Annotated in this window: 28 protein-coding genes; 10 read left to right on the plus strand and 18 right to left on the minus strand. The window is 45.4% G+C overall.

Annotated elements, in window-relative coordinates:
* Window positions 1-39: 39 nt before the first annotated feature.
* Window positions 40-483: an acyl-CoA thioesterase gene (locus ACRRS1_RS03180; RefSeq protein ID WP_432468425.1), complete on the plus strand. Its 444-nt coding sequence runs from the start codon at window positions 40-42 to the stop codon at window positions 481-483.
* Window positions 484-525: 42 nt separating this feature from the next.
* On the opposite strand, the gene ACRRS1_RS03185 is transcribed toward ACRRS1_RS03180, so the two are convergent.
* From ACRRS1_RS03185 to ACRRS1_RS03205, 5 genes are all read right to left on the minus strand, one after another.
* Window positions 526-1,923, minus strand: coding sequence for a TRAP transporter large permease (locus ACRRS1_RS03185; protein ID WP_432454603.1), 1,398 nt, complete (start codon window positions 1,921-1,923; stop codon window positions 526-528).
* Between the two features lie 24 nt (window positions 1,924-1,947).
* Window positions 1,948-2,484 (minus strand): TRAP transporter small permease, encoded by a 537-nt coding sequence (locus tag ACRRS1_RS03190; RefSeq protein ID WP_432454602.1) that lies wholly within the window; start codon window positions 2,482-2,484, stop codon window positions 1,948-1,950.
* Window positions 2,485-2,553: 69 nt separating this feature from the next.
* Window positions 2,554-3,534 (minus strand): TRAP transporter substrate-binding protein, encoded by a 981-nt coding sequence (locus tag ACRRS1_RS03195; protein WP_432454601.1) that lies wholly within the window; start codon window positions 3,532-3,534, stop codon window positions 2,554-2,556.
* A gap of 199 nt (window positions 3,535-3,733) precedes the next feature.
* The gene (locus tag ACRRS1_RS03200) at window positions 3,734-5,080 is read right to left on the minus strand and encodes a sigma-54-dependent transcriptional regulator (RefSeq protein WP_432468424.1); all 1,347 of its coding nucleotides are present in this window, start codon (window positions 5,078-5,080) and stop codon (window positions 3,734-3,736) included.
* Between the two features lie 9 nt (window positions 5,081-5,089).
* Complete coding sequence (locus ACRRS1_RS03205) at window positions 5,090-6,901, minus strand: sensor histidine kinase (RefSeq protein ID WP_432468423.1); 1,812 nt, start codon at window positions 6,899-6,901, stop codon at window positions 5,090-5,092.
* A gap of 201 nt (window positions 6,902-7,102) precedes the next feature.
* Between ACRRS1_RS03205 and ACRRS1_RS03210 the strand changes: the two genes are divergently transcribed.
* The 3 genes from ACRRS1_RS03210 to ACRRS1_RS03220 are packed head-to-tail and all read left to right on the plus strand — an operon-like array spanning window position 7,103 to window position 11,338.
* Entirely contained in the window at window positions 7,103-8,890 is a 1,788-nt protein-coding gene (locus tag ACRRS1_RS03210) for an assimilatory sulfite reductase (NADPH) flavoprotein subunit (protein ID WP_432468421.1), read from the plus strand.
* On the plus strand, window positions 8,890-10,593 hold the full coding sequence (cysI, locus tag ACRRS1_RS03215; RefSeq protein ID WP_432468420.1) for an assimilatory sulfite reductase (NADPH) hemoprotein subunit: 1,704 nt from the start codon (window positions 8,890-8,892) through the stop codon (window positions 10,591-10,593). Before ACRRS1_RS03210 ends, cysI begins: the two co-directional genes overlap by 1 nt.
* A complete protein-coding gene (locus ACRRS1_RS03220; RefSeq protein ID WP_432468419.1) occupies window positions 10,586-11,338 on the plus strand; it encodes a phosphoadenylyl-sulfate reductase in 753 nt (250 codons plus the stop codon). The genes cysI and ACRRS1_RS03220 overlap by 8 nt, the downstream gene beginning before the upstream one ends.
* A 296-nt stretch (window positions 11,339-11,634) precedes the next feature.
* Here the strand turns inward: ACRRS1_RS03220 and ACRRS1_RS03225 are convergent, their stop codons facing one another.
* The 4 genes from ACRRS1_RS03225 to ACRRS1_RS03240 all read right to left on the minus strand — a co-directional run bounded on the left by ACRRS1_RS03225 (window position 11,635) and on the right by ACRRS1_RS03240 (window position 14,567).
* The gene (locus tag ACRRS1_RS03225) at window positions 11,635-12,456 is read right to left on the minus strand and encodes a TIGR03899 family protein (RefSeq protein WP_432468417.1); all 822 of its coding nucleotides are present in this window, start codon (window positions 12,454-12,456) and stop codon (window positions 11,635-11,637) included.
* Window positions 12,457-12,702: 246 nt separating this feature from the next.
* Complete coding sequence (locus ACRRS1_RS03230) at window positions 12,703-13,245, minus strand: YtfJ family protein (protein ID WP_432468416.1); 543 nt, start codon at window positions 13,243-13,245, stop codon at window positions 12,703-12,705.
* A 75-nt stretch (window positions 13,246-13,320) separates the two neighbouring features.
* Window positions 13,321-14,247 (minus strand): hypothetical protein, encoded by a 927-nt coding sequence (locus tag ACRRS1_RS03235; RefSeq protein ID WP_432454593.1) that lies wholly within the window; start codon window positions 14,245-14,247, stop codon window positions 13,321-13,323.
* An 80-nt stretch (window positions 14,248-14,327) separates the two neighbouring features.
* Window positions 14,328-14,567 (minus strand): hypothetical protein, encoded by a 240-nt coding sequence (locus ACRRS1_RS03240; RefSeq protein ID WP_432454592.1) that lies wholly within the window; start codon window positions 14,565-14,567, stop codon window positions 14,328-14,330.
* Window positions 14,568-14,616: 49 nt separating this feature from the next.
* Here ACRRS1_RS03240 and ACRRS1_RS03245 point away from each other — a divergent pair, with 49 nt between their 5' ends.
* Both ACRRS1_RS03245 and mpl read left to right on the plus strand, forming a co-directional pair.
* Entirely contained in the window at window positions 14,617-14,949 is a 333-nt protein-coding gene (locus tag ACRRS1_RS03245) for a hypothetical protein (protein WP_432468415.1), read from the plus strand.
* A 67-nt stretch (window positions 14,950-15,016) separates the two neighbouring features.
* A complete protein-coding gene (gene mpl, locus ACRRS1_RS03250) occupies window positions 15,017-16,366 on the plus strand; it encodes a UDP-N-acetylmuramate:L-alanyl-gamma-D-glutamyl-meso-diaminopimelate ligase (protein WP_432468413.1) in 1,350 nt (449 codons plus the stop codon).
* Between the two features lie 34 nt (window positions 16,367-16,400).
* Here mpl and ACRRS1_RS03255 read toward each other — a convergent pair whose 3' ends face one another.
* Complete coding sequence (locus tag ACRRS1_RS03255) at window positions 16,401-17,018, minus strand: TetR/AcrR family transcriptional regulator (protein WP_432454589.1); 618 nt, start codon at window positions 17,016-17,018, stop codon at window positions 16,401-16,403.
* 292 nt (window positions 17,019-17,310) lie between these two features.
* On the opposite strand from ACRRS1_RS03255, the gene hpt reads away from it, so the two are divergent.
* From hpt to trmB, 4 genes are read left to right on the plus strand one after another with little or no spacing between them, the layout of a single operon-like run.
* Window positions 17,311-17,841, plus strand: coding sequence for a hypoxanthine phosphoribosyltransferase (hpt, locus tag ACRRS1_RS03260; RefSeq protein WP_432454588.1), 531 nt, complete (start codon window positions 17,311-17,313; stop codon window positions 17,839-17,841).
* Between the two features lie 55 nt (window positions 17,842-17,896).
* Complete coding sequence (locus ACRRS1_RS03265; protein ID WP_432468412.1) at window positions 17,897-18,814, plus strand: ABC transporter ATP-binding protein; 918 nt, start codon at window positions 17,897-17,899, stop codon at window positions 18,812-18,814.
* A complete protein-coding gene (locus ACRRS1_RS03270) occupies window positions 18,811-19,584 on the plus strand; it encodes an ABC transporter permease (RefSeq protein WP_432468411.1) in 774 nt (257 codons plus the stop codon). The genes ACRRS1_RS03265 and ACRRS1_RS03270 overlap by 4 nt, the downstream gene beginning before the upstream one ends.
* Complete coding sequence (trmB, locus tag ACRRS1_RS03275) at window positions 19,581-20,249, plus strand: tRNA (guanine(46)-N(7))-methyltransferase TrmB (RefSeq protein ID WP_432468955.1); 669 nt, start codon at window positions 19,581-19,583, stop codon at window positions 20,247-20,249. Before ACRRS1_RS03270 ends, trmB begins: the two co-directional genes overlap by 4 nt.
* Here trmB and ACRRS1_RS03280 read toward each other — a convergent pair.
* From ACRRS1_RS03280 to pcnB, 8 genes are all read right to left on the minus strand, one after another.
* A complete protein-coding gene (locus ACRRS1_RS03280) occupies window positions 20,246-21,082 on the minus strand; it encodes a nitrate- and nitrite sensing domain-containing protein (protein WP_432454585.1) in 837 nt (278 codons plus the stop codon). The two genes, trmB and ACRRS1_RS03280, sit on opposite strands and share 4 nt — an antisense overlap.
* Before the next feature lies 1 nt (window position 21,083).
* Window positions 21,084-22,175, minus strand: coding sequence for a methyl-accepting chemotaxis protein (locus tag ACRRS1_RS03285; protein WP_432454584.1), 1,092 nt, complete (start codon window positions 22,173-22,175; stop codon window positions 21,084-21,086).
* A 75-nt stretch (window positions 22,176-22,250) separates the two neighbouring features.
* The gene (locus ACRRS1_RS03290) at window positions 22,251-22,655 is read right to left on the minus strand and encodes a hypothetical protein (RefSeq protein WP_432468410.1); all 405 of its coding nucleotides are present in this window, start codon (window positions 22,653-22,655) and stop codon (window positions 22,251-22,253) included.
* A 237-nt stretch (window positions 22,656-22,892) separates the two neighbouring features.
* Entirely contained in the window at window positions 22,893-23,273 is a 381-nt protein-coding gene (panD, locus tag ACRRS1_RS03295) for an aspartate 1-decarboxylase (RefSeq protein WP_432454582.1), read from the minus strand.
* A 13-nt stretch (window positions 23,274-23,286) separates the two neighbouring features.
* Window positions 23,287-24,147: a pantoate--beta-alanine ligase gene (gene panC / locus ACRRS1_RS03300; protein WP_432454581.1), complete on the minus strand. Its 861-nt coding sequence runs from the start codon at window positions 24,145-24,147 to the stop codon at window positions 23,287-23,289.
* Window positions 24,148-24,942, minus strand: a complete 795-nt coding sequence (panB, locus tag ACRRS1_RS03305; RefSeq protein WP_432454580.1) for a 3-methyl-2-oxobutanoate hydroxymethyltransferase — start codon at window positions 24,940-24,942, stop codon at window positions 24,148-24,150. It lies immediately after the preceding gene.
* A 54-nt stretch (window positions 24,943-24,996) separates the two neighbouring features.
* Window positions 24,997-25,497 (minus strand): 2-amino-4-hydroxy-6-hydroxymethyldihydropteridine diphosphokinase, encoded by a 501-nt coding sequence (gene folK / locus ACRRS1_RS03310; protein ID WP_432454579.1) that lies wholly within the window; start codon window positions 25,495-25,497, stop codon window positions 24,997-24,999.
* A 2-nt stretch (window positions 25,498-25,499) separates the two neighbouring features.
* Complete coding sequence (pcnB, locus tag ACRRS1_RS03315; protein WP_432468409.1) at window positions 25,500-26,840, minus strand: polynucleotide adenylyltransferase PcnB; 1,341 nt, start codon at window positions 26,838-26,840, stop codon at window positions 25,500-25,502.
* Window positions 26,841-26,947 lie beyond the last annotated feature (107 nt).

Raw genomic sequence — 26,947 nt, forward strand, 5'->3', positions numbered from 1 at the left:
ACCGCCGACGAAAGGGTTTGGCAGAAAGAGATGAGGAATATGATGGATAATTCACAAACAGAGATGAATATTTTGGTGACCCCTGAGATGGCTAACTTTTCAGGAAAGATGCATGGCGGGTCAATGTTAAAAAAGTTGGATGAAGTGGCTTATACCACCGCGATCCAGTATTGCGGGCATTACGCAGTGACCTTGTCGGTGGACCAGGTGTTATTTAAGAATCCGGTAGAGATTGGCGAGTTTGTCACTTTTTTAGCCTCTGTTAACTATACCGGCCGAACCTCGATGGAGATCGGGATTAAGGTGATAGCCAAAAATCTGAAAGAACAAACCGTGCGGCATACTCATTCGTGCTTCTTCACCATGGTGGCGGTCGATGATAAAGGCCATTCGATTAACGTTCCGCCACTTGAACCAAGCTCTGAAGTGGCTAAACGTCGCTTTAACGATGCCTTACGTCGGCGACAGCGGCGCATGGAATAATCACTGAGTAATAATAGGGCCTGCATTTGCAGGCCTGTTTGATTAATAGCCATTGATGCGATCGAAGTATTCGGGTAAAAACAGCGATATCTGTGGGATGTAGGTAATCAGCATTAAAAATAGCAGCAGTAAGCTTAACCAAGGCAGGCAGGCCTTAATCACCCAGCCCATGCTTTTACCGGTAATTCCAGCAGTGACAAACAGATTGAGTCCTACCGGTGGCGTGAGCATACCGATTTCCATATTGACCACCATAATGATGCCCAGATGGATTGGGTCGATCCCCAGTTGAGTGGCGATTGGGAACAAAATCGGAGCCATAATTAGCAAGATGGCCGAAGGTTCCATAAAGTTGCCAGCGATCAGTAACAGAATGTTCACTACCACTAAAAATGCCCAGGGTTGTAAGCCATAAGCGACGATCGATTCGGCGATCATATGCGGAATGCGCTCGGTAGTAAGCACATGCGCAAACAACATCGCATTGGCAATGATGAATAACAACATGATGCTTACTTTAGCTGCGTCCTTGAGCACGTGGCGAACCTCTTGATTGTTCACCGATTTGAAGATGCTGATTGGCAATAACCAAACATTGCGAGCGATCGCTTTAGACAGGCTCTCCCCTTGGTTTCGCCAGGCCTGACCTTTGAGCGGCCCAATATCACGATAGCCATAAACCGAGACTAAGAAGGCGTAGACTGCCGCGACCGATGCCGCTTCGGTGGGACTGGCGATACCGCCATAAATGGATCCCAGCACGATGACTATCAGCATTAAACCGCCCGTGGCTTTGAGCGCCGATATCCCCCATTGGCGACAGCCGGGATAGGGCTGCGCCGGAAGATTTTTGATCCTTGCAACTACGTATATGGCGAGCATTAAGATACTGCCCATCATGAGCCCTGGGATGAAGCCAGCCATAAACATGCGTGACGCCGAGACCTCGGTGGCGGCAGCATAGACCAGCATGACAATCGAGGGGGGGATTAAAATACCCAAGGTACCGGCATTAGCGATAACACCTGCCGCGAGGGACTCAGGATAGCCTGAGCGTACCATGCCAGCAATCACGATGGAGCCAATCGCTGCCACGGTGGCGGGACTGGAGCCCGATACCGCGGCAAATAACATACAGGCCAACACCGAAGCCATGGCCAGTCCACCACGAATATGGCCGACACTGTCCATCGCAAAGTTAATCAGCCGTCGCGCCACTCCCCCAGTTGAGAGAAATGCCGATGACAAAATGAAGAAGGGGATCGCAAGCAGCGTATAGTGCTCCGAGGTTGCTTCAAATAGCTTTAGAGCGACTGATGCCAAGGAGTCATTGGAAAACAGTAAAATGGTGGTCATACTGGCAAAACCTAAGGCGACCGCGATGGGCATACCAATGATCATGCAAATAAACAGTAAGATAAAAAGAGTGAAGGTGGTCATGGTCAGATCCTTTGCCGGTAATGCTTATTGTTTTTCTATTTCGTCAGCTAAGTGCATGCTGTCTTTGGCTTCGTCTGCGAGGTGGAAACCATCTTGTTGATTGGTGATGACCTTCCAACCTACCTCTAAAAATCGAACCACTAACAACACAAAACCGATAAATAACACACTCATGGTTTTCCATTTTTCAATCGGTAAATCTTCCATTTCAATGCCGATCCGTTGCAGTTTGCTTAGGTATACCCAAGAGCCATACATAAATAGGCTGCAATAGAATAAACATAGAGCTAAGGCCAATAGCGTGAGTAGTTTACGTTGGGTGGGCGGAAGAATTCTGACAAAGGCATCGACCCCAATATGGGCGCCTTCTCTGACTCCCCAGCTAGCACCGAGTAGGACCAGCCAAGCGGAGCAATAGAGAGTGACCTCTTGTACCCAGTGGATCCCAGAGTTAAATACAAAGCGCATGATCACTTCGATAAATACCAGTAGCGTCATGGAGACCAACAGTAGGGCGATGAAGTTTTCTTCGAAACGCCGGAACCAAGTTACAAATTTCATGCTATGTCCTTATGAGCAAAACCGCTTGGGGACTTGCGCAGAGTGAGGGGCCTCTGCGCAAGTCAGCGTTTATTGGTTGGCAGCCGCCGCTGCTTCGATAATATTTTTACCGATTTCAGTTTCAAATTGTCGCCATACAGGCTTCATTGCCTCGACCCATTGTTGGCGCTGCTGAGGAGTTAGAGAGATAACTTGTGAGCGTTTTGAAGCGATAATATGGGCTTTATCCTGTTCGGCTTTGTCGGCAGCAATCTGGTTTCCCATGGCGACAGCTTCGTTTAAGGCCGCTTTTAATTCAGTACGGATATCATCGGGCAGCCCGTACCAGAAATCGGCGGAGGTGACGATGAGGTAATCCAATACGCCATGGTTGGATTCAGTAATGCTGTTTTGTACTTCAAAAAACTTCTTCGAATAAATATTGGACCAGGTGTTTTCTTGGCCATCGATGGCGCGAGTTTGCAACAGGGTAAATACTTCCGAGAAGGGTTTTTTCAAGGGAACCGCGTCCACAGCTTCAAACTGTGCGGCTAATACGTCTGAAGACATGATGCGAAACTTCTTACCTTTGACATCAGCTGGTGTATACAGCGGTTCATTGGCCGATAATTGTTTCATACCGTTATGTAGATAGCCTAGACCGACTAGGCCCTTGCTTTCTAGAGAACCTAATAGCTCTTGGCCAGCATCACTGGCTTGAAATCGCTCAACCGCAGCCATATCTTTGAATAAGAAAGGAAGATCAAATACTTGCAACTTCTTCGTGTATTTTTTGAATTTAGATAGCGAAGGCGCAATGAATTCGATGTCACCTAAAAGCAGCGCTTCTAGCTCCTTACCGTCCCCATAAAGTTGCGAGTTGGGGTAGACTTTTACTTCTACTTTACCGGGTAAACGTTGTTCAGCGAGTTGTTTAAATTTAAGTGCCATTTGCCCTTTGGGAGTGTTTTCTGCAACCACATGAGAAAACTTAAGTTCAATCGGGGCGGCATGGATTGCTGATGCAAACGCCAAGCTTAGGGCGGTGAGTGTGCTTGCCAATCGTTTCATATTATTCTTCCTTGTAATGGCTTATGTAGGGATTACGCGATAGCTAACAGCAAGCTTTAAGCCAACAATGATCTATATTATTTAACCATTTGTTTACAATGGCTTATTGGTTTTTTCATGAGCGGTAAAGAAAAGGGATGGGTTATGAACGGGGGGGATCCCCCCCTTTGCTGATGATGAAATGGGGGGATTTCCCCCCTTAGTCTAAATTGACGTGTTTATAATCATCCTTTTCTAATTGGTATTTTTTCATTTTTTCGTAAAGGGTTTTACGGCCGATCTGTAACTCTTCTTGAACCGCCTTTAAATGGCCTTGATGGCGATGTAGGGCATCTTGTAAGAGGGTTCTCTCGAATCGGTATAGTTGCTCCGCTAGGTTTAAAGACCGTTGTTGAGACTGGGTATTAAAGGCAACGTCTTCGCCCATCAATACCCAGCGTTCGGCCAAATTACGTAGCTCTCTAACGTTGCCGGGCCATTCTTGTGCCATGAGTTCGGCGAGGCGCTGCGGACTCACCTTGGGGCTGCTGAGTTGATAGCGAGCGGAAGCCACCCGTAAAAAATTCTCTAACAGTAGGGCGATGTCTTCGCTGCGTTCGCGTAGCGGGGGAATATGCACTTCGACGACGTTGAGTCGATAATAGAGGTCACTGCGAAATTCACCTTGTTCACCGAGTGCTTTCAAATCGCTTTTGGTGGCGGCAATCACCCGCAGATCAAGTTGTACTGCTTGATTACTGCCCAAAGGTTCTACACTACGTTCTTCTAAAACTCTGAGTAATTTTATTTGTAAAGCCATCGGCATACTTTCGATTTCATCGAGAAATAGCGTGCCATGATTGGCGTAGGCAATTTTACCGATGCGTTTTTTCTGGGCGCCGGTAAACGCGCCTGCTTCGTGGCCAAATAATTCACTTTCTATCATGTTTTCCGGCACCGCGCCGCAGTTGATGGCAACAAAAGGATGGTTGGCGCGTACACTATGATCATGCAGAAAACGAGCGACCAGCTCTTTGCCGGTTCCTGTCTCCCCATTGATCAACACATCTGCTGGGGTATCCTTAACATGGCTTAAAATTTTGCGCAGTCGCATCATTGCTAGGGTACTGCCAAGTAGTCGTGGTCCAGGGCCACTTTGGGCGTCTAGCTCCGCTTTTAGCTCTCGATTTTCTAGGGTGAGTTGCCTTTTCTCTTGGGCGCGTTGTAGAACTTCGAGTAGATGGCTGGTGGAAAAAGGCTTCTCAAGAAAATCGTAGGCACCATCACGGATGGCTTTAATTGCCATCGAAATATCACCATGGCCAGTGAGTAGAATAATCGGCAGATCGGGATCGATCTGCTGTGCCTGTTGCATCATTTCTAAGCCGCTGATCCCCGGCATGTTGATATCTGAGATAATCACGCCGGGCCAATCCTGTTTGAGTTGGCTGAGCGCTTGCTCGGCACTGCTAAAGGTTTCACAGTGGATCTCCTCCAGCGCTAAGGTCTGCGCCAAAGAGCGTAGAATATCTGGGTCGTCGTCGATGATGATTACCGGTGTTTGCACTGTTACCTCTTAACTATTGATAGCTTGGACAGGGGGACTCGCTGAGCGGAGTCGGATTTCAAATTCGGGGCCAATGTCGCCATGATTACCAACCACTAACTCACCATCGAAGGTTTCCACCAGTCGTTTAGAAATCGCCATGCCTAAACCTAAACCTTGTTTCTTGGTGGTAAAGAAGGGTTCAAAGATACGTTGCAACTGTTCTTCACTGAGCTGCGGCCCATTATCCCAGATGGCAATGCACTGCCAATCGTCGTGTTGGTATTGGCGGATCCCAAGGCGAGCATCGGCTTGTTGCTCTAAGGCGTCGATGGCATTGTTAATCAAGTTAATCAGCACTTGTTCCAGTTGAATGGCGTCGGCCTTAACCCATTGCTCCTCTAAGCCGGAGAATTCGATTTTTATCTCATGTTTCACAATTCTATTGGCTAAGATCGCGAGCGCCGCGTTGATTGAACTTGAACTCGAAACACAAGCGATTTGGCCGCTAGATTTGCGAGAGAAAATTTTAAACTTGGCGATCATCTTGCTCATCTTCAAGCAGAGTTTAAGAATGTCTTGCAAGTTATGAGTGACTTGCTGATATTGTTGCTTTTGCTGAAAGCGTAGTGCGTTTTCGGCGTAGTTTTGCAATGCAGTCAAGGGTTGATTCAGTTCATGGTTGATCCCTGCGGATAACTCTCCTAGGGTGGCTAATTTGGCTGCTTGCACGAGTTCATCCTCGGTCTTCTTCAAGGTGCTAGCGGTTCGTTGGTAATCATTTAGCGCTTGTTGTAACTGTTGGTTGCTGATGGTGAGTTGGGCGGTGCGTTGCGCTACGCGACTCTCTAGTTGTTGGTTGATTTGGTCTTGTAATTGGCGCGCTGACTGTAATTGTCGCCAGTAGAAATACAATAAAACTAAGCCTAAATAACACAGCGAACTGAGCAACATAGCCTTAGCAATCGCTTGCATATAGCCTTGGTCTGGCGATAGGGCATAGAGGCGCCAGCCGGTGTTCGCTAAGATCCGGCGGGTGTAGATGTAGTCTTGGCTTTGGTCTCGGAAATTCGGTAAGGTTATTTCATTGTCACGCTTTTTTTGGGCCATGTTAAGCAGTAAATGTTCACCATATTGTTTTGAGTTGATTAACTGTTGGCGTTGTATTCCAGATAAAGGTTTAATGCTTTTATATAGCCAGTGGGATTGCGAGGCATAAAACACCACGCCGTGTTTATCGGTAAGCAAATATTCAAAGCGAGGGTCTCGCCAACTCTTATCGATCACATTTAAGGCAACTTTGACCACCAATACTCCAATCACTCGTTGCTGCTGGAGTACTGGCGCAGAAAAGTAATAACCGCGTAATCCTGAACGGGAACCCAAGGCGAAGTATTGTGCATTCTTTCCTTGCATGGCCGTTTGAAAATAAGGGCGATAACTGTAATTACTATCGATGAAGGTTCGACTGCTTTGCCAATTACTGGACGCAATGGCAGTGCCGTAAGCGTTGAGTAAATAAGTGACATCGCTGCCTTGCAGTTGATTAATTTTTTGTAAATACAGATTTAATGCATGGCGCTGGGCGTCATTGTCTTGGTCATTTAAGGTCGCGAACAGCGGCTGTTGTACTGCCAGTACTTTTGGAAAATTGCGAAAGCGATCCAGTTCATGCTGAATACTCAGCTGCAGACGATAACTCTCTTCTGAGAGTTGGGCTTGTCGTTGCTGCTGATCTTGATATTGCGCCGCGGTGCCAGTGATGAGCATTAGTATCAGCCAAGCGAGAATTAATAGTAGTTTTTGGCTGTTGGTCATGTTGTTGCTCAGCTGTTGTTCCATCGCAAGCCCTGTCAATGTTTCAATGTTGCTAGTTTATTGATTTTTTGTAAGCAATGCTGGTTGCTTAGTCACATAGTGGACATGCTTCACGGTGCGGTGATCTTATATTTCCTAAAGTTATAAAGAATCCCTTTTTATTCTTTATTGTCTGGACTCTGGCGTGGTTAAACTAGCAGCAATTGTGATTTAGGGTGTGAAAAAATGCTGTTAAAGGAACTTTCGTCATTGGCCAGCCCACTGTCTGAACAACAGGTGAGTTTGTTACAACAAGCAACGGCTGAACTATCGGCTACTCAGTTAGCTTGGGTCAGTGGGTATTTAGCGGGAATTGGTCAGAATTCTGGACAATTGGTACCCCAAGCGGTAGCGCACGCAGCGGCTAAGTTAACCATTCTTTATGCCTCTCAAACGGGGAATGCTAAGGGCGTTGCGGAAGAATTGTTGAGCGCGGCGCAGGCCAAGGGCATCAATACAGAGTTAGTCAATGTTGCCGACTATAAAACCAAGAGTTTGAAGACCGAAAGCCATTTGTTGCTGGTGAGTAGCACTAACGGGGAAGGCGAGCCACCCGATGACGCGATTGAATTCCATGAGTTTTTGGTTTCAAAGAAAGCGCCTAAGTTAGCGCAGTTGAAATACGGTGTATTGGCCTTAGGTGATTCAAGCTACGAGTTTTTCTGCCAAACCGGTAAGGATTTTGATGAACGCTTAGCCGCCTTAGGCGCTGAACGTCTTTGTGAGCGAGTCGACTGTGATGTTGACTACGATAAAGACGCACAAGCTTGGACGGAGCAAGCGTTAGCGCAAGTACAGCAAACCTTGCAAAGCGCGCCCAGTAGCGCGACAGCAAATTTGGCAGCTAGTACGCCAAGCAGTCGTCAATATAATAAGAAAACCCCCTATACAGCCGAGCTGTTGGTTAGCCAAAAAATTACCGGTCGTGATTCGGCTAAAGATGTTCGCCATGTCGAAATTGATCTCGCAGAATCAGGCTTACAATATCAGGCCGGTGATGCCCTTGGAGTATGGTTTGAAAATGACCCTCAGTTGGTGGAGCAAATTCTCACACGCTTAGCTTTGAGTGCCGATGAGGAGGTCACGATCGATGGGCAGCCGCTTGATCTGGCACAGGCCCTCACTAGCAAGTTAGAAATCACTCAAACCAGCGGTGCCTTTGTCGAAGCCTGGGCGAGTTGGTCGCAGAGCAAAAAATTACAGGCACTGGTGGCCGATAAAAACAAACTGCGTGAGTATGCTGCGAGTCAGCAGGTAATCGACGTATTACTTGAGAAAAAAGCTAACGTGACTGCGCAGCAGTTGGTGGATGGATTGCGTCATTTAACCCCTCGCTTATATTCGATTGCTTCCAGCCAAGCGGAAGTTGAGGAAGAAGTCCACCTCACCGTGGGAGTCGTGAATTACCAACAGGGTGAGCAGCAACGTTTTGGCGGTGCTTCAGGGTTTTTTGCGCGCGCTGAAGAGGGCGCTGCGGTCAAAGTTTTTGTGGAGCATAATGATAACTTCCGTTTACCCAGCCAGCCCGATACGCCAGTGATTATGGTTGGTCCGGGAACCGGCATCGCGCCATTCAGGGCCTTCTTACAGCAGCGTGATGCCAGTGATGCTGAAGGTAAAAACTGGTTGTTTTTTGGCGACCAAACCTTTACTCAGGACTTTTTGTACCAAACCGAGTGGCAGGGCTATCTTAAATCCGGTTTGCTCACCAAGTTGGATGTGGCCTTCTCGCGCGATCAAGCGGAAAAAATCTATGTGCAAGATCGCCTCAAAGAGAATGCCGCTGAAGTTTATCAATGGTTGGAATCCGGGGCTCACTTCTACGTGTGCGGGGATGCCAATCGAATGGCGAAAGATGTGCACCAAGCGCTGATCGAGATTATTGCTGAGCAGGGAGCGAAAAGCCCTGAGCAAGCGGAAGAGTATTTAAAACAGTTACGTAGTGCCAAGCGTTATCAGAAGGATGTTTACTAATGAGTGATAATTTAATTGTTGAAGGCAAATTGTCGGATAACGAGCGCCTGAAACGAGAAAGTAACTTCCTGCGAGGCACCATTGAAGCCGATCTGCAGGATCGGATCACTGGTGGCTTCAGCGCCGATAACTTTCAGCTAATTCGTTTTCATGGCATGTATCAGCAAGATGATCGGGATATTCGAGCGGAACGAACCAAGCAAAAATTAGAGCCGCTACATAATGTGATGTTGCGGGCGCGGATGCCGGGCGGGATTATTCAGCCCAAGCAATGGTTGGCCATCGACAAATTTGCCAGCGAAAAAACTATGTATGGCAGCATTCGTTTAACCACCCGTCAAACTTTCCAGTTTCACGGTGTGTTAAAACCAAATATTAAGTTGATGCATCAAACTTTGGATAGTATTGGTATTGATTCGATTGCCACCGCTGGCGACGTCAATCGCAACGTATTGTGTACCAGTAATCCGGTTGAATCAGAATTGCATCAGCAGGCTTACCTGTGGGCCACTAAGATTAGTGAACACTTACTGCCGAAGACACGAGCTTATGCTGAAATTTGGCTCGATGGTGAAAAAATAGAAGGTGGTGACGAAGAGCCTATCCTCGGCTCAAATTATTTGCCGCGTAAGTTTAAAACCACAGTGGTGATCCCACCGCATAACGACATTGACGTGCATGCCAACGATCTTAACTTTGTGGCCATTGCCGAACAAGGGCAGTTGATTGGCTTCAATGTTCTCGTCGGTGGGGGCTTGGCTATGACTCATGGTGATAAGTCGACCTATCCACGTCGAGCGGATGACTTTGGTTTTATCCCCTTAGATAAAACCCTTGATATTGCCGCTGCAGTGGTCACCACGCAACGCGATTGGGGGAACCGAGTTAATCGTAAGAATGCCAAAACTAAGTACACCCTCGATCGGGTGGGGATCGATACTTTTAAAACGGAAGTTGAAAAACGTGCGGGGATTCAGTTTGAAGCGAGCCGTCCTTATGAGTTCACATCGCGTGGCGATCGCATCGGTTGGGTCGAAGGCATTGATGGTAAGCACCACTTAACCTTGTTTATTGAGAATGGCCGCTTGCTTGATTATCCGGGCAAACCCCTAAAAACCGGCTTGGCTAAGATTGCCGAAATTCATCAAGGTGATTTTCGCATGACCGCCAACCAAAATTTGGTGGTAGCAGGGGTCCCTGCTGCGCAGAAGGCTCAGATTGAAGCCTTAGCGCGTGAACATGGTTTAATGAACGATAGCCATAGTCAGCAGCGCTTCAATTCCATGGCTTGTGTGGCTTTTCCTACCTGTCCATTGGCGATGGCCGAGGCAGAACGTTATTTGCCGAGCTTGGTTGATGATGTAGAAAGCCTATTAAATAAACATAACATGGCCGAGCAACATATTATTTTGCGGGTCACTGGCTGCCCCAATGGCTGTGGCCGTGCCATGTTGGCTGAAGCTGGTTTAGTGGGTAAAGGGCCTGGTAAGTACAATTTATATTTAGGTGGTAACCAAAGTGGAACACGTATTCCTAAGCTCTATTTAGAGGGCATCGATGAACAACAAATTCTGTCGGAACTTGACGGTTTAATTGCTCGCTGGTCGGTAGAACGTGAATCTGAAGAAGCTTTTGGTGACTTTGTTATTCGTGTTGGTATCGTCGCTGAAGTTAAAGTAAGCGCTAGGGATTTTCATGCCTAACTTAGATTTGCAGCAGCTAGTTAAGCTGCCGCATGAGTTAAGAAAAGCAGAGTTAGCCTCGGTCAATCAGACCTTAGAGGCTAAAACTGCACAGCAGCGTATTGAGTGGGCTTTAGAGCACTTACCACAACAGGCGGTGCTTACTTCGAGCTTTGGTATTCAAGCGGCTGTGAGCTTGCATATGTTGACTCAAGTAAAGCCAGATATGCCAGTGATTTTGACTGATACGGGCTACTTATTTCCTGAAACCTATCGTTTTATCGATGAACTGACGGCCCGTTTGAACCTAAATTTAAAAGTGTATCGAGCTCAGCAGTCTAATGCTTGGCAAGAGGCGCGCTTCGGTAAGCTTTGGGAGCTGGGGGTCGAGGGCTTGAAGCAGTACAATACGCTTAACAAGGTCGAACCGATGCAGCGGGCTTTTCAAGAACTAAATGTTCAAACTTGGTTCTCGGGTTTACGTCGTAGCCAATCATCGAGCCGTTCAGAGTTGCCTGTGCTGCAGATCCAAAATGGGAGTTTCAAATTGTTGCCAATTATTGATTGGAGCAATAAGGACGTGCATTACTATTTGCAAGAGCATTCCTTACCCTATCATCCGCTCTGGGAGCAGGGTTATGTTTCGGTAGGGGATGTGCAAACGTCACAACCCTTACAGGCGGGTATGAGTGAGGAAGACACCCGTTTTTACGGTTTGAAACGTGAATGTGGGATCCACGAAGAAGTTGCGGGAAGTGGTATTTAATGAATATGTAGCTCATATGAGCTCCAAACAATTCAAATGCTGGTGGGGTGGTTATTAAACCATTCTGCTGGTAGGTCTGATAAGTTCAGGCTTGTTTTGTTGGTGCTTTTATGGCCTGCTTGAAAGGGGGATTTACCGCTATCGCTTATCTTTTTGTGTGGTACTTAAAGTCATAGAAATGCCTGTTGAAGTATTCTGCGCAGTTTATCGCTTATAACATTCGCTGAGGTAAGTCTTTGGGATTGCGATATTTTGCTGCTAATTCAGGGAGTACCCAAGTCTAAACGTTGCTCCGCTCAAACTAATTCGAAGTAGTTTTGTAATAATGCGCTCAGTTGTTCCTGATAAGATGGCTGTGGCTGTTTTTCAATCAGTTTCGCCAACTCGTCACCAATCGGTGTAAAACGATGGTAAGTCAATTTCACTCCTTTATAGCGAGAACGTAGTTGATATTGGGCTGTTCCGTGGGTTAGTGCGGTATTGTGTTGAATAGAAGGGCGAATTTCTAATTCTCGATCGAACAGCAGACCTAATTCGGTGAGCTGTAAAATATAGTGATAAGGCATCCGGTGCTGGCCTAAGCTTATTTTTTCCAACCTAGCTCTTACCAAGCCTAAGTTACTCGCTGGCCTGACGGCTCCGGTGATGATCTTGTGATTGATTTCCCCCCCTACCGTTGAGCTGAGCTCACAAGCCGTATGAAACCATAAAGCTTCTCTTTGCGTCATTAACTTCAAAGTCCTTAGTGCCTTGACCGAAAAGCTGCCGGGGGTACTTAATTCTTGGCTTAAAATATCGGCCCACAATAACTGCATCGATTTTACTTGGGTATTACTGGCAAGCTTTAAAAACTCGCTCATCCAATCGGCATCAGGTTCACTGCCAAGGTCTTGTTCGCTAGTTTTTTGTGCTGCAAGGAAAAATATGTTCTCTAAGTTTTTTTGTTCAACCGCTTGCTCAACAATTGAGCGAGCCTGAGCTCTTTGCGACCAAGTTGAATTAGGTTGCTGCTTTTGTAGCAAGGCATCTAAACCGCGTTGTTTGGCTATTTTTACCAGGCGTAAGCTGGTGTTTTCTACTTGGCTGGTTTTATTTTCTATGATCGGCTTGTCTGACATTGAACTCTCCCTCGCTTTAGCTGTTTTACTGAGGATTTGCGCATAAAGCAAGTTTGCTTTTGTTGTTAAAGGTGTTAAATTTAGGTTAACTAAAAACCGTGTGGGGGTAATTGTGTTAAAAAACCTTACCGTATGGGCGAAACGACACAAACTCTTGACTTTGTTAATGAGTGCTTATGTGCTTAGTTTATTGGTTCTGATGATGATGTTTGAATAGGCGTAATGCTGCTTACGCCAGAGTGACGATTAAATATGAGAGTCGATGAGTTTAATCACTTGCTTAATTTCTTGTTTGTTCAATGCCCCATCTTTGGCAAATAATATTTTACCTTGTGTATCGAGTAAAATAATCGCTGAAGATTTAGGTTTTATATCTAGTAAATCAAATAGTTGTCCATCTTTATCTAATACAAAACTAGCATGTGGAAATTTTTTCTTATTGCTTTTCAGCTTGCTTTGAACAAACATTGAAGTACCGAAAATAGCGTCATCAAGGTTCACAATAGTGGTTGTTTGATATGTTTGAGCCGCAAAGTTAGCATTTTTAATCGCCTCAATCATGGCTGCATTAATCTCTTTAGCGCTGCTGCGTCCAGCCATTGCCTGTACCAAGCGGACTTTACCTGCCAGTTGTTTGGTATTCCATGGACTATAGCTTATCTGTTCGTCAACTAATTGTAACTCGCCCACCTTGTCTATAGAAATGTTGGGCAGAGACTCTCCCAGACTGAGGTTGAGTGCCATCACCCAAGTTGGTAGTAGGCTGAAGAACAATATTAGATATTTCACGTGCCGTTCCTTTTTATTGACAGTTAAAGCAGGTCAGACCTGTTATAAACATTTATAACAAAAAAGCAACAGATGTTAATAGAGGGCATCACTAATCAGTTCTACATCTGCGAGCTGCATCTCGTTTATCAGCTCTGAAGATCCAGAGATTAACACCAAGGTATGCTGTCCAAGAGTAATCGTTGGGCCTTCGATACCACTATTGGCGTCGATAGTTAGCCAAGCGGGTGAGGCGCTACCAACGCTATGTGCAGGATAAACCATATACAGTGAATAGTCTGGGGCTAATTCACTGAGCATCAACGCCAGTAATAAGGCGCGTTCATCGCTATCCGCCAGATTATCCTTGAGTACATGGAGCGGTGGAGAAAAACTGTCACTGATTTCTCGTTTTACTGGAATGGTGAGTAGCCATGCTTGTGCCTCCGCTAGCGTTTGGTTGAGATCTTTCAAGGGCTGAAAGTTTTTTATTAATGGCAGCATTCGATTCCGATTTTGGTAGAACAGCTGCGAATAATTGGGCCGAACACAAGGGTATTGAGTGCCTCGCGGATGTCGACAAGGTAATAGACCTAAGTGGCGAAATGCGTCTTGAGTATATTGTTGATAGGCTTCCCAAAGCATCTCGGAAGAAGGGGTATCAGGATTACTGGCTAATATTTTAAGAATATCTTTTGGTGCCGCCGTTGGCTGCTCAGCATATTGATTGATCATGACTAAAGCGTGCTCTAGGCGAGGGTTTAAGTAAGCACTAATCGCTTTGGTTGGATAAGTCAGACTATAACTGATCCTAAATTGTTCTATTGCCGATTGTTTTAAGAGTTCTTGAGAGAAATGCAGGCGCATTTGTCGTAGCTGACCTTGGGGATTTGACCATTGCCACTCGCCGTTAAAGGCTTGCTCATCTAGCGGCTTAAGCGTTAAGTCAGCGGCCGATGCAAGGGGACTAAACAGTAATACGGGCATTAAAATAAATCGCCATAAAGCCATTAAACTAAGCATCAATAGCTCCCGATATAGTGAGCGTATACTTAAGTTAATAGCAGTATTTGGTCAAATTACTAAGTTTTGTGAGTGCTTTGTTACTCGGGGCAGGCGCCTTGTTGATAGGAATTAACTTCGACATCGCCACAAGCAGAGCAGGCATTTCCATACTCTTTTAGCTTCCCTGCCACTTCTGCACATACCGGATCATATTGCATACTACAGAGTTCAGGTCGGGGGCTTTGGCAGATGTTATCAGCGTTTAATAACGGCGCTGATGTTTGACTACAAGCCATTAAAAGTAGAGCAAAAGATAAGATAGTTGAGTGCTTAATCATGGGCTATCGCCTAAACTTTCAAAAGATAATTATTGTAGATGAAATACTGATGATACGTCGATCTATTTACTTTTTTTGGACTCTGTTCTTCAGCTTAAGTGCAGCGCAGGCGGGGCAGATTATTGTACAAAAAAGCTCAGACCCAAATAAAATTGATGTTTTCGAATTAAAAAAGGAATTGCTCGAGCAGCAACGCTGGCAAGAACAGCTTCGCGCAGAGGCTCATTTACAGTGGCTCCGAGAGTTACCTATTGGTTGTGTGGTTGGCGAGAATGGTGATTATCAATGTGGTTTAATTTGGTATAGGCCCTACCGATATCGGCAACAGCAGTTGTTCATTGAAGTACCTAAGCCTCATTCGAGAGAGGAAAAACAACAATAGCGTAAAGTTGTGGGCATTTCGATGTTATTCTAAGGCTTAGATTTTTGCTTTAGAACAACGAACATTTATGCACATTCATATTCTAGGTATTTGTGGAACTTTTATGGGCGGCTTAGCCATGTTAGCCCGAGAGTCTGGCATGCGAGTCACTGGTAGTGATTTGAACGTTTATCCACCGATGAGCACTCAATTGGAGTCTTTAGGGATTGAGCTGATTCAAGGTTATGATCCTTCGCAGCTTGAACCCGCACCCGATCTGGTGGTGATTGGTAATGCGATGAGTCGCGGTAATCCTTGTGTCGAGTATGTGCTGGACAAAGGCTTAAAGTATTGTTCTGGCCCAGAGTGGTTAAACAATCACATCCTGCCTAATCGATGGGTATTGGCGGTGGCTGGGACTCATGGTAAAACAACGACTGCCAGTATGCTTGCTTGGATCCTCGAGGATAATGGTCTGGCGCCTGGTTATTTAATTGGAGGGGTGCCACGCAACTTTTCCGGTTCAGCTCGTTTGGGAAATACTCCTTTTTTTGTGGTTGAAGCGGATGAATATGATAGCGCCTTTTTTGATAAGCGTTCTAAGTTTGTTCATTACCAACCTCGAACATTGTTACTCAATAACCTTGAATTTGATCATGCAGATATTTTTGAAGATTTAGCCGCAATACAAAAACAGTTTCATCATTTGTTGAGAATTGTCCCATGCTCAGGCCGGATCATTGCGCCAAAGATGAATCAAGCGATACAAGACGTGATTGCCATGGGATGTTGGTCGGAACTGGAGCTCACTGGTGAGGGCCAAAATTGGCAGTGGCAGGCGCTTAAAGATGATTGTAGTGAGTTAACCATTAGTCTTGATGGACAACAACAAGGACGCCTAAGTTGGTCGCTGATTGGGCAGCACAATGCCGAAAATGCCTTAATGGCGATAGCCGCAGCAAGGCATGTCGGGGTATTGCCAGCGCTTGCGATTGAAAGCTTGCAGCGTTTTCTGCCTCCGAAACGTCGATTAGAGTTACTTGCTAAGTTGGATGATATTCGCCTATTCGACGATTTTGCCCATCACCCCAGTGCGATTCAGAGCACCCTTGCAGGATTAAGAGCGCAAGTGGGCAAGGCAAGGATTATTGCAATCCTAGAAGCGCGCTCTAATACCATGAAGATGGGGATCCATCAGCAAAAGTTAGCCGAGAGTTTACAGCTGGCTGACTTGGTCTACCTCTATCAACCGAACGAGGATAATCAATATATATGTGATACGGCAGCACAGTTAGCACAAGCAAAAGTGTTTCAAACCGTTGAGCAGATAGTCGAACAAGTGAAGTCGGTGATGTGTGGTGGCGATCAAATACTAGTCATGAGTAATGGTGGTTTCGAAGGGATCCATGGCAAATTAAAAGCGCTATTAAGCCAATAAAAAAGGGCCTGATGAGGCCCTTGATCGTTTTTAGTTACTGACCCGGTGGGCGTAATAACGACAATACAAAGTCGTTAAGAAAGTCGACCACTTCTTGGCGCTCTGGGCTGTCTGGACGATTAATCATTTGTACCGCTAGGTACAAACCTGCATTAATCGTTTGAGCCGCTTGTAAGGCATTCAAGGCACTGCTAATTTCATTGTTGTCGAAACCAGCTTGAATACTTTCACCAATTTGTTGATTGATTTTAGCCATTACATTACTGAAGCGTGGCCAAACATCTTCGCGTACCGAAGAACTCCACTCTAACCAAATGTGAATGACATCCGAGTTGGTGTAAACCAATTCAACAAGTGCTGATAGATGGTGCTGAACGGCAGTAATGGCATTTTCATCGCTAGGATAAGTTTGTTCAACTACGCCTAACATGGTTTGCTCTACTTCCGATAAAACGGCATCAACTAAGTCTTCGCGGGTATTAAAGTAATTAAAAACCGTTGCGACCGATACATTTGCAAGTTCTGCGATTTCCGCATGACCTGCACGACCGATACCACGGCGGGCGAAAATTTCAACAGCGCATTGCATGAGCTGTTTACGACGTACTTCAGGCGACAGCCGAGTACGGCGTCTTAAGGTGCTAGTTTGCATATTTTAGTTCTCGCGTTTGTTGTTTCAATTATTATTTTTTATGAGGCATTTGTTGCTTACCATTTCAGACAAAAATCATCTAAAATATGGCGTTCAGTGCTGAAACATACACGAACATGCGAATACCTTCAGCTAAATCATAGTGTATTTACAAGCTAATTAATAGTTACTGACATAAGTAACTAATGATTTTTTTGTTAATTCATTGAAATATCGTGTGTTTATGTATTTTTTAGGTCCGGTTTATCCAAGTTTTTACTGATGGAAATCAGTTTATTAATAGGTCAGAGTTATGAAACATCGCGTAGAAGAAATGATCAGTGAGCAAGATATTGCACAACGAGTAACGGCTATTGGAGAGCAGATAAATGCCGCTTACCCCACTGACCGAAAATTAGTACTTATTGGGTTGTTACGCGGCTCATGTATTTTTCTTTCTGATCTGGCTCGTAAGATTGATCGCAAGCTAACCTTCGATTTTATGACTGTATCGAGTTATGGTAGTAGCATGGTTAGTACTCGTGATGTTCGAGTATTGAAAGATTTAGATGATGACATTAAAGGCTGTGATGTGATCATTGTCGAAGACATTATTGATACGGGCAACACTCTGAACAAGGTTAAAGAGATGCTGTCCTTGCGTGAACCAAACAGTGTGGCTATTTGTACATTATTGGATAAGCCTTCACGTCGAGAAGTTGAAGTGCCTGTTGATTGGATTGGTTTTTCTATTCCCGATGAATTTGTTATTGGTTATGGACTTGATTTTGACCAGTACTATCGCAATTTACCTTATGTAGGCAAAGTTATTCCGCTAGATTAAGCCAACTATCTTCGGGCCTAGGGGCCCATCTTTTATCTTCATTTAAGTAGTGATTATGCAGGCATTAGCAATTCAAGGTTTACAAAAAACGTACCCCGGTGGTGTTCAGGCGGTAAAAGGGTTTGATTTATCGGTAGAGCAGGGAGATTTTTTTGCACTTTTGGGACCTAACGGAGCGGGGAAGTCGACCACGATTGGCATCATTACTTCATTGGTGAATAAATCAGCCGGTAGCGTGAAAATTTTTGGTCACGATATCGATCACGACTTAGAAGCTGCTAAATCTTTTGTTGGACTAGTACCACAAGAATTTAATTTCAATCAGTTTGAAACAGTACTACAGATTGTGGTCAATCAAGCTGGTTATTATGGGGTTCCCCGAGCACTGGCGATGAAGCGTGCGCAAACTTATCTTTCTCAACTGGATTTGTGGGAAAAACGCGATGCACGTGCTCGCGAACTCTCTGGCGGGATGAAGCGACGCTTGATGATCGCACGGGCATTGATGCATGAGCCTAAACTCCTTATTTTAGATGAGCCGACCGCTGGGGTTGATATAGAGTTAAGACGTTCGATGTGGGCTTTTCTTCAGCGACTCAATGCTCAAGGTATTACGATCATTCTTACGACTCACTATTTGGAAGAGGCGGAAATGCTCTGCCGTAACATTGGTATCATCGATAAGGGGCAGTTGGTTGAAAACACTTCGATGAAGCAGTTGTTGTCTAATTTAAACATCGAAACTTTTATTTTTGATATTGAAGATGGGGTCGAAACGGTGGCATTAAATGGTTTCGCCACTCGAGTAACCGATGCTCATACGTTAGAAGTGGATGTTGAAAAACAACAGGGCCTGAATGCAGTGTTCCGTTTGCTTGATGAAGCAGGCATTGTGGTGAAAAGTATGCGCAATAAGGCGAATCGTTTGGAAGAATTGTTTGTCAACTTAGTCGCTGATGGGAGACAAGCATGAATTTAAGCTTATATTGGACTGCGCTGAGTAGTATTTTAACCAAAGAGGTCATTCGTTTTGGTCGAATTTGGGTGCAAACTCTAGTACCTCCAGCGATCACCATGAGTTTATATTTTGTTATTTTTGGTAACTTGATTGGTTCGAGAATCGGTGAAATGGGCGGCTATAGTTATATGCAGTTCATCGTGCCAGGTTTGATCATGATGTCGGTGATTACCAATTCCTATTCCAATGTGGCGTCGTCATTTTTTAGCTGTAAGTTTCAACGTAATATTGAGGAGTTATTGGTCGCGCCAGTACCAAATTATATTATTATTTTAGGTTTTGTGGGCGGTGGCGTGGTGCGAGGTTTATGTGTCGGCTTCCTTGTGACCATGGTCTCGCTGTTTTTTGTACCTTTGCACCTGCATAGTGTAGCGGCCATTATTTTCACAGTACTACTCACTTCCATTTTGTTTTCTTTAGGGGGGTTGATTAATGCCATCTATGCCAATAGCTTCGATGATATCAGTATTATTCCTACCTTTATTTTGACGCCACTGACTTACTTAGGTGGCGTCTTTTATTCAATTAGTTTGTTGCCAAGCTTTTGGCAGGGCTTATCACAAGTGAACCCTATTGTTTATATGGTGAATGCTTTCCGTTTCGGTTTTCTGGGTATTAGTGATGTTTCGCTAGTGCTATCGTATGCGATGATATTAGCGTCGATTGCTATCTTGTATACATGGGCATTTATTTTAATTAAACGTGGTTATGGTTTGAGGTCATAATGCAGGGGAATTCTCGCAGTGTTAGCTCTAATCAACAAGGTATTCACGAGAATTTGCAAAAAGTGGTGCGACGCCACTTACAGCAGCCCTTCCAAAAGCCTTATCAACAGCACACCTTAGAAGCGTTCTTGAATTTAGAAAAGCAGCTTGCTGCTGCAGACCGCCCGCTGATATTGGATTCTTGTTGCGGTACCGGACTGAGTACGGCTGCGCTTGCTCAACTTCATCCAGAGGCCTTGGTTGTTGGCTTAGATAAGTCGGCTCACCGCTTAACCAAGCACCAAGCGCATTTTGACCAAGCCGGGCAAAATTATATTTTGCTACAAGTCGATTTAAACGATTTTTGGCGTTTGGCTTGTGAAGCTGGCTGGCAGCCAAGCCATCACTATTTGTTATATCCCAATCCTTGGCCAAAGTCGCGGCATCTGCAGCGGCGCTGGCATGGGAGCGCGGTGTTCCCCTACCTCCTAAAACTTGGCGGGCAGTTAGAGCTGCGTAGTAATTGGCAGACCTATTTAGATGAATTTCAAATGGCCTTACAATTAGCGGGTTACAGTAGTCAAATTCTCCCTTATCAAACCGAAACACCGATGACCGCTTTCGAGCGCAAATATCAAAATAGTGGGCAAGGCTTATGGCAGTTACGCAGCCAGTTATCGGCTTAATGTTTCGTCGTCTGGTTTGCTTCCAAATGGGCTATTCCTGCATCAAATAGCTGGTATAGCCCATCTAATACGGCGCTAGCCTGCTGAAAATAATCGGCAACATTGATGGTTGGTCGAGGTTTGTTAATGAGTTCTAGCTGAATGGTCTGAAGCAGTTTTTCTAGTAAAGGTTGATAACTGGGATCCTGTGGAATGAAACTATCGGCAAAGTGATTGAGAGAATGTGCATCTATTTGGGCAATCTTGTTGTGTAAAAATGCTAAGCGGATCCGCTCGACGCTGCTGCTTTGATTGGCAGCGGCCAAGCCTGAGCCAAGAGCCCTTGCTTGGCCGATAGATTCAGCGGTTTCCAATAGTTCAAACCAGAGAAAATCGATATTTTTATGCTGCTTACTGAGGTTGGCCAAGCTGTAAAAACCAGCTAAATCTTGGGCTAAAAACAGTAGGTTTTTAATCATTAAGCTATGTTGAGCGATATTATTTTCTAAATTGTTATTCTGCCAACTGTGTTGCAGGCTTTGCCAGTGTTGACTAAAGCTGTCCCAACGAGCTTGCTCGGCGATGAACTGATCTTCGCAGAGGGTGCTTTGATAGCGGCGAATTTGCTGTTGTTGTGTGGCAAGCTCAGCTTCTGCTTGAGTATTCCCTTTTAAGATCGCAGAGCTCAATCCACGGTGCTTTTGTAAAGCAACGAGCAGATTTTTGAGTTGTTTTAAAGTATTTAGCCCAGCATATTGCTGTTGGCTGTGTTGTTTGCCTAGCAGCCAGGAGAGGCTGAGCCCCAGAGCAATGATGCTTAAGACACTGATGGCGATAATCGCGCTGGTATTCATGTTACGCTCCTTGCTGACTTAACACGCTAAGGTGTTGTGCAATATCGGCGCTTTGTTCTGCGCTAGAGGTATTTTGCCGCGCGGAATCAGCCACTTGATTAATGTTTTTGGACAGTTCTATAGTGGCTGTATATTGTTGCTCACTATTGCTGGCGATGATGGCTATTTGTGTTTGTAATTGTTGATTCTTATCGAAAATGGCAAGTAACTGCTGGCGTGAATCATCAACGGTGTGCTGGATCTGCTGCGCCTGTTCGGCTAGTTCAGTGATAGATTCTAGTAATTCATCGATATTGGTTTTCACATCTTTCATACTACTGCTAATTTCATTCGCCGATTGGTAACTGCGCTTCGCTAATTTTCGAACCTCATCGGCGACAATGGTAAATCCTCGCCCATGTTCGCCAGCCCGCGCAGCTTCAATCGATGCATTTAAGGCAAGTAAATTAGTTTGCTCGGCTATCTCTTCGATGGTTTTAGAAATATGACTGACAGTATGTGATTGTTGATGAAGTTGAGTGACCTTATTGAGGCTAGTGGTGCCCTTGTGGACCATTTTTTCAGTGACTTTTTGAGCGCTTAGAGCCGCCTTTTGGCCGAGCTCTGAGTAGTGTTTTGCTTCAGTACTCGCGCTTGCCACGTTTTTTACCTGTTCAGCGACATCTTTGATACTTTGACTCATTTCAATCACTGCGCTTGCCGAGGCCTCACTCGCGGCGGCCTGTTGTAGCGCCCCGCGAGCGACCGACTGCGCTTGTTGAGAGAGCTCTTTGGAGCAGTGGCTAATTTCCGCTAGGGCGTCTTGGTGTTGGGCAACTTGGCGTTGCTGTTGTCTCATCAGATCTAATTGTTGATAACGGGTATTGTGAAAGAAGTATGCCGCAAAACCTTTACTGTGTTCCTCTACGGGGTGTTGTACATGGGCGGTCAGCAGTTTAAGTAAGTACAGGTTGGCGATGGCGAATACGATGTTAACGGATACCATACTAAGGCTGAGTTGCGAATGATATTGCAGTAATATCAATAGACTCAAACTGATGACTAGTAGATGACTAAATAAAAATAAGTAGAAAATAGCCCTTGCTCTACGCATGTATAGTCCTCGCTGGGATGAACACTGATGCTGTTGTTTATCGGATAAAGCAAAGACCATTCCTTTTTGATGATTTTATTTTAAAGCGTGATTGAGAGAGTCTTGGCAAAGTCGTAGCATTTGCTGGTGGTGATAGCGTAGTTGCGGTAATTGCTGGCGCTGATTAAGTTTGTGCCAATGCAGCATAAGATCATTAAATTCTTCATAATACTGGTTATTTATCTTGGTATTTAATAACACCAAGGTTTCGTCTATTTGTTGTTTGGTGCTTGCGAGTGCCACACTGGGAAGTCGTGATTGAGCCAGTTGTTGTGCTTGCAGGCGCCAATGGCGTCGTAGATTCCGATCTAGCGACAGGATCAGCCGTTGGTATTTGGCCCGTTGTTGCTGTGCTACACCGCGACGAGCACGGATAATTGCAGGAATAGGAATGACTGCTACGACGAATAAACTCAATATCACAAACCATACACTCAGCACCGCTGCGCTCCTGTGCCAGAAACCGAACTAGAAGGATCTTAGCAAAAAGCAAACCATAATCTAGAATGAAGGCTTTCTCACCATATATATCGCTAGTTTTTTGCAAAATGTTAGTGAACTGTGTGGTTGTCGTGTCTTGGGTGTTAATTTGCTTGTTGAGCGCGGTGTTGCGGAGAGGCCACTCATAAAAAACGCACTAATTTAGTGCGTTTTTTTAAGGAATGCACAATCCTGAGCTTAGCTAAGTTGCACTGGAATCGCCTTACTGGTACGAACCACATCATTGTGCTGATTGAGGTATACCAATGAAGGTTTATGTTGCTGCACTTGTTTGGCATCAAGGCCTACGTAGGCACAAATAATGACGCGATCGCCGACGGCGGCTCGTCGGGCAGCGGCACCATTCACTGAAATGATTTTAGAGCCGCGTTCGCCTGCAATGGCGTATGTTGAAAAACGTTCACCATTCTCGATGTTATAGATATCTATTTTCTCGTATTCCAGTATGCCGGCTAAATCCAAAATGTCCTGATCGATGGCGCAGGAGCCTTCATAGTTCAGTTCTGCATGAGTTACACGAGCCTGATGTAACTTGCCTTTAAGCATGGTTGTTTGCATGGACTTCTCTCTATTAATTGACGATTTGTTTCAACGCAATCACGCAATTATCGATGAGTCTAACTTCCCCGAGAAAGGCCGCTAGTAGAATAACAGCACGTTGTGAGTGAGGCGTTAAGGGCGCGAGTGTATCTGCGTCAACGATATCGATCCCGTCACAAATAAAACCATGTTGTTCAAGCTGTTGTTTGGCTTGAATGGATAGCGATTGCTGGTTGCCGTAGCTTAATTGCTCGGCTAATGTGTACATCTGTTTGGCCAGTTGTGGTGCCACTTGGCGTTGCTCTGGGCTGAGTCGAGAATTACGCGAACTCATCGCGAGTCCATCGGTTTCTCGTATCGTAGCCAGCCCTATAATCTGGATTGGCAACAGGAGGTCTTGTGTCATCTTACGGATCAAGGCTAATTGCTGAAAATCTTTCTCGCCAAAAATTGCCACTGAAGGCTGTACTAAGTTAAATAATTTACAAACGATGGTCGAAACACCATCAAAATGTCCAGGCCGCAAGGCCCCTTCTAAGATGGTGGATAAACCAGGGACTTGAACTTTGGTTTCTTCGGCTAAGCCGTTTGGATACAAGGTCTCAGGGCTTGGCACAAATGCTAAGTTTGCACCAGCTGCCGTTAAGGCTGTTAAGTCTTGCTCAAGGGTGCGCGGATAGTTTGCCAAATCATTGGGGTTGTTAAACTGTAGCGGATTCACGAAAATAGACACCACCACATAATCACATTCGGTCTGCGCCCGTTTGACCAGTGCGATGTGACCCGCATGTAGGTTGCCCATCGTGGGGACAAAACCAATTCGTAATTGTTGGTGGCGAACATGATCTAATTGCGAGCGTAACTCGTCGGGTTGCTGAATGACTTTAATCATTTAGTTGAAGCTCTGCTCTGTGCCGGGAAATTCTCCGGAAGCCACTTGCTTGATGTAACGACTAACAGCACTGGCGATATCCCCCGTTTCGGCTAAAAAGTTTTTCGAAAATTTGGGAATATGCCCCTTGCTAACGCCAAAAGCATCGTGCATCACCAAAATTTGCCCATCAGTTACATTACCAGCACCGATACCGATGACAGGGATAGTTAATGCGGCGGTAATTTGCTGGGCTAAGGCCAATGGAACACACTCTAATACTAATAATTGTATACCAGCGGCTTCCAAGCGCTTGGCGTGGTCGAGCATTTGCTGTGCTTGTTGTTCACTTCGCCCCTGTACTTTATAACCACCAAATACATGCACCGATTGTGGCGTGAGACCGAGATGACCACAAACCGGTACCCCCCGCTCAACGAGGCCAGTGATGGTTTGGCTCAGCCATTCTCCGCCTTCTAACTTTACCATTTGAGCGCCTGCCTGCATTAACTTAGCGGCATTTTGGTAGCTTTGTTCGGGTGTGGCGTAAGACATGAAAGGAAGGTCGGCAACAATCATGCTGGTGTCACTCCCTCGAGCCACACATCGGGTATGGTAGGCAATCTCATCAACAGTTACTGCAAGGGTATCTTGGTGGCCTTGTAGTACCATCCCTAGTGAATCACCTACGAGTAGCAGATGCATGCCAAGTTGGTCAAATAACGCGGCAAAGCTCGCATCATAGGCGGTGATACAGGAGAATTTCTGGTTATTCTGTTTAAATTGTTGTAATTGAGAAACCGTTATTCTGCTCATAATAGGTTACCGTTTACACCAAGATAGGCATAAATTTGTTAGTGAATTTTTTGTTTACGCCCATTCGAGTGGACGTTTATAAACTTGTAAGCCGTTAGTATCGATAGATTCTGCTAATTTTAGTAGCTGACTCCCGTCAGGTAAGCATAAATCTACGGCTATTTCAGCAAGTGGTAATAATACAAACTCTCGCTGCTTCATGCCATAGTGCGGTACGGTTAGTCGGGGACTATCGATGATTTGATTGGCGTAGAGCAATAAATCGAGATCTAAGGTGCGTGGTCCCCAACGTTGATTTTTGCGAACTCGACCTTGTTGTTGCTCGATGGATTGAGTGAGATCGAGTAGCTGAAGCGGTTGTAAGGAAGTGTCTAAACTGAATACTGCGTTTAAATAATCGGGCTGGTCCTGTGGTCCCATCGGGCGACTGCGATACAAGGATGAACTCGCCACTAATTTCAGTTGTGGATGAGCAGCCAGTGCGCGTCTAGCTGCTATTGCCTGATGAAGTGGATCGACTAGATTACTGCCTAGGGCAAGATAACAACGAGCCATGGTTAATCGTCAGTTTTTTTCGGCTTACGGGGCCGACGACGGCTCTTGGTGCGGGCAGACGTTTTATTGAGTTCTCGCACCATGGTATTACGACCTTGCTCATTACTGCGCTGCCATTGTTGCCACCATTGACTAAGCTCCAATAATTTGGGTTCTTGAGTGGCCTTGGCGCGTAATTCTAAGAAGTCAAAGGCGGCTCTAAAGCGAGGATGACTAAAGGTTTGGAAGGCGCGTTTGCCGAAGCGACGATCAAGTCTTGCTTGTAGCTGCCAAATTTCGCGAATACCAGTGGTAAAACGTTTAGGTATTGCGACGCTCTTGCATTGTTGCTCTAGTAACCAGTTCATCGCCATGGCAGAGGCATCATGCTCGCCAAGTGATAGTTCGATCAATAATTCGTCTTTCTTAATTTCCAATAAAGGCCACAGTAAAGCAGCGAAAACGAAGGCTGGCGTGACTTTTTGCTCGCCATTTACCCGTTTATCGGTGCTGGCTAGCGCCATAAGCATGAAGCGTAGTTCTGGTGATTCTTCATCCCATTGTTGTAATAAGGGTTTGAGTAAGGGGAATAATGGGTAAAGAAGTTGGGTTTCGGCCAACATCTTAAAGGTATCTCTTCCTTCACCGCTTAAAAATAACTTGAGGCATTCTTCAAACAAGCGGGCGGAAGGGATCTCTTTTAGTAGATGCCCATGTTGAGCAATTGGGGCTAAGCTCTCTGGCGCAATACTAAAATCGAGCTTAACGGCAAAACGTACCGCGCGGAGCATCCGCACCGGATCTTCTCGATAACGCGTTTCCGGCTCGCCGATCAGTTGTAAGCGTCGTTCGGCAATATCGGTAATTCCGCCAGCAAAGTCGACCACTGAAAAATCGGCGATATTGTAATATAAGGCGTTCACCGTGAAATCTCTGCGCTCGGCATCTTCTTCAACGCTACCGTAAACGTTATCTCTTAGCAGCATGCCTTCTTCACTGCGTTTCGATTCGTTGTTTGCAGCATCGCTATCGTGATGGCCTCGGAAGGTGGCAACCTCGATAATATCGCGCCCAAATAAAATGTGTGCTAAACGGAAACGGCGACCCACTAAGCGGCAATTACGGAATAAGGCTTTGATCTGTTCTGGTGTCGCATTGGTTGCAATGTCGAAGTCTTTAGGTTGTTTGCCGAGCAGTAAATCCCTTACGCCGCCACCTACTAAATAGGCTTTATAACCAGACTTATGTAAACGGTATAATACCTTGAGTGCATTTTCACTAATATCCTGACGGGAAATATTGTGTTCGGCACGCGGGATCACTTGTTGCACCAGTTTGGCCGGCTCGACACTATTGGTTTGCATGATCCGTTTATATACTTTGGCGAGTTTGCGTAAAATGGGTGCCCCCTTGAGCGCGCATTATCTACATGGTGAAAATAAGGCGCTAATATAGCTTTTTTACACAAAAA

It is taken from the genome of Agarivorans sp. Z349TD_8, from assembly GCF_050870825.2.
Classification (GTDB): Bacteria; Pseudomonadota; Gammaproteobacteria; order Enterobacterales; family Celerinatantimonadaceae; genus Agarivorans.

Bases quoted from the DNA above. Each gene is read 5' to 3' on its own strand.
- ACRRS1_RS03240 (WP_432454592.1), bottom strand. From the start codon at position 14,567: ATGATTAAGCACTCAACTATCTTATCTTTTGCTCTACTTTTAATGGCT.
- panD (WP_432454582.1), bottom strand. From the start codon at position 23,273: ATGCAAACAACCATGCTTAAAGGCAAGTTACATCAGGCTCGTGTAACT.
- ACRRS1_RS03195 (WP_432454601.1), bottom strand. From the start codon at position 3,534: ATGAAACGATTGGCAAGCACACTCACCGCCCTAAGCTTGGCGTTTGCA.
- ACRRS1_RS03255 (WP_432454589.1), bottom strand. From the start codon at position 17,018: ATGCAAACTAGCACCTTAAGACGCCGTACTCGGCTGTCGCCTGAAGTA.
- ACRRS1_RS03225 (WP_432468417.1), bottom strand. From the start codon at position 12,456: ATGTCAGACAAGCCGATCATAGAAAATAAAACCAGCCAAGTAGAAAAC.
- cysI (WP_432468420.1), top strand. From the start codon at position 8,890: ATGAGTGATAATTTAATTGTTGAAGGCAAATTGTCGGATAACGAGCGC.
- panB (WP_432454580.1), bottom strand. From the start codon at position 24,942: ATGAGCAGAATAACGGTTTCTCAATTACAACAATTTAAACAGAATAAC.
- ACRRS1_RS03270 (WP_432468411.1), top strand. From the start codon at position 18,811: ATGAATTTAAGCTTATATTGGACTGCGCTGAGTAGTATTTTAACCAAA.
- mpl (WP_432468413.1), top strand. From the start codon at position 15,017: ATGCACATTCATATTCTAGGTATTTGTGGAACTTTTATGGGCGGCTTA.
- ACRRS1_RS03220 (WP_432468419.1), top strand. From the start codon at position 10,586: ATGCCTAACTTAGATTTGCAGCAGCTAGTTAAGCTGCCGCATGAGTTA.
- folK (WP_432454579.1), bottom strand. From the start codon at position 25,497: ATGGCTCGTTGTTATCTTGCCCTAGGCAGTAATCTAGTCGATCCACTT.
- ACRRS1_RS03185 (WP_432454603.1), bottom strand. From the start codon at position 1,923: ATGACCACCTTCACTCTTTTTATCTTACTGTTTATTTGCATGATCATT.
- panC (WP_432454581.1), bottom strand. From the start codon at position 24,147: ATGATTAAAGTCATTCAGCAACCCGACGAGTTACGCTCGCAATTAGAT.
- ACRRS1_RS03180 (WP_432468425.1), top strand. From the start codon at position 40: ATGATGGATAATTCACAAACAGAGATGAATATTTTGGTGACCCCTGAG.
- ACRRS1_RS03205 (WP_432468423.1), bottom strand. From the start codon at position 6,901: ATGGAACAACAGCTGAGCAACAACATGACCAACAGCCAAAAACTACTA.
- ACRRS1_RS03235 (WP_432454593.1), bottom strand. From the start codon at position 14,247: ATGCTTAGTTTAATGGCTTTATGGCGATTTATTTTAATGCCCGTATTA.
- ACRRS1_RS03245 (WP_432468415.1), top strand. From the start codon at position 14,617: ATGATACGTCGATCTATTTACTTTTTTTGGACTCTGTTCTTCAGCTTA.
- ACRRS1_RS03285 (WP_432454584.1), bottom strand. From the start codon at position 22,175: ATGCGTAGAGCAAGGGCTATTTTCTACTTATTTTTATTTAGTCATCTA.
- ACRRS1_RS03265 (WP_432468412.1), top strand. From the start codon at position 17,897: ATGCAGGCATTAGCAATTCAAGGTTTACAAAAAACGTACCCCGGTGGT.
- hpt (WP_432454588.1), top strand. From the start codon at position 17,311: ATGAAACATCGCGTAGAAGAAATGATCAGTGAGCAAGATATTGCACAA.
- ACRRS1_RS03280 (WP_432454585.1), bottom strand. From the start codon at position 21,082: ATGAATACCAGCGCGATTATCGCCATCAGTGTCTTAAGCATCATTGCT.
- ACRRS1_RS03210 (WP_432468421.1), top strand. From the start codon at position 7,103: ATGCTGTTAAAGGAACTTTCGTCATTGGCCAGCCCACTGTCTGAACAA.
- pcnB (WP_432468409.1), bottom strand. From the start codon at position 26,840: ATGCAAACCAATAGTGTCGAGCCGGCCAAACTGGTGCAACAAGTGATC.
- ACRRS1_RS03190 (WP_432454602.1), bottom strand. From the start codon at position 2,484: ATGAAATTTGTAACTTGGTTCCGGCGTTTCGAAGAAAACTTCATCGCC.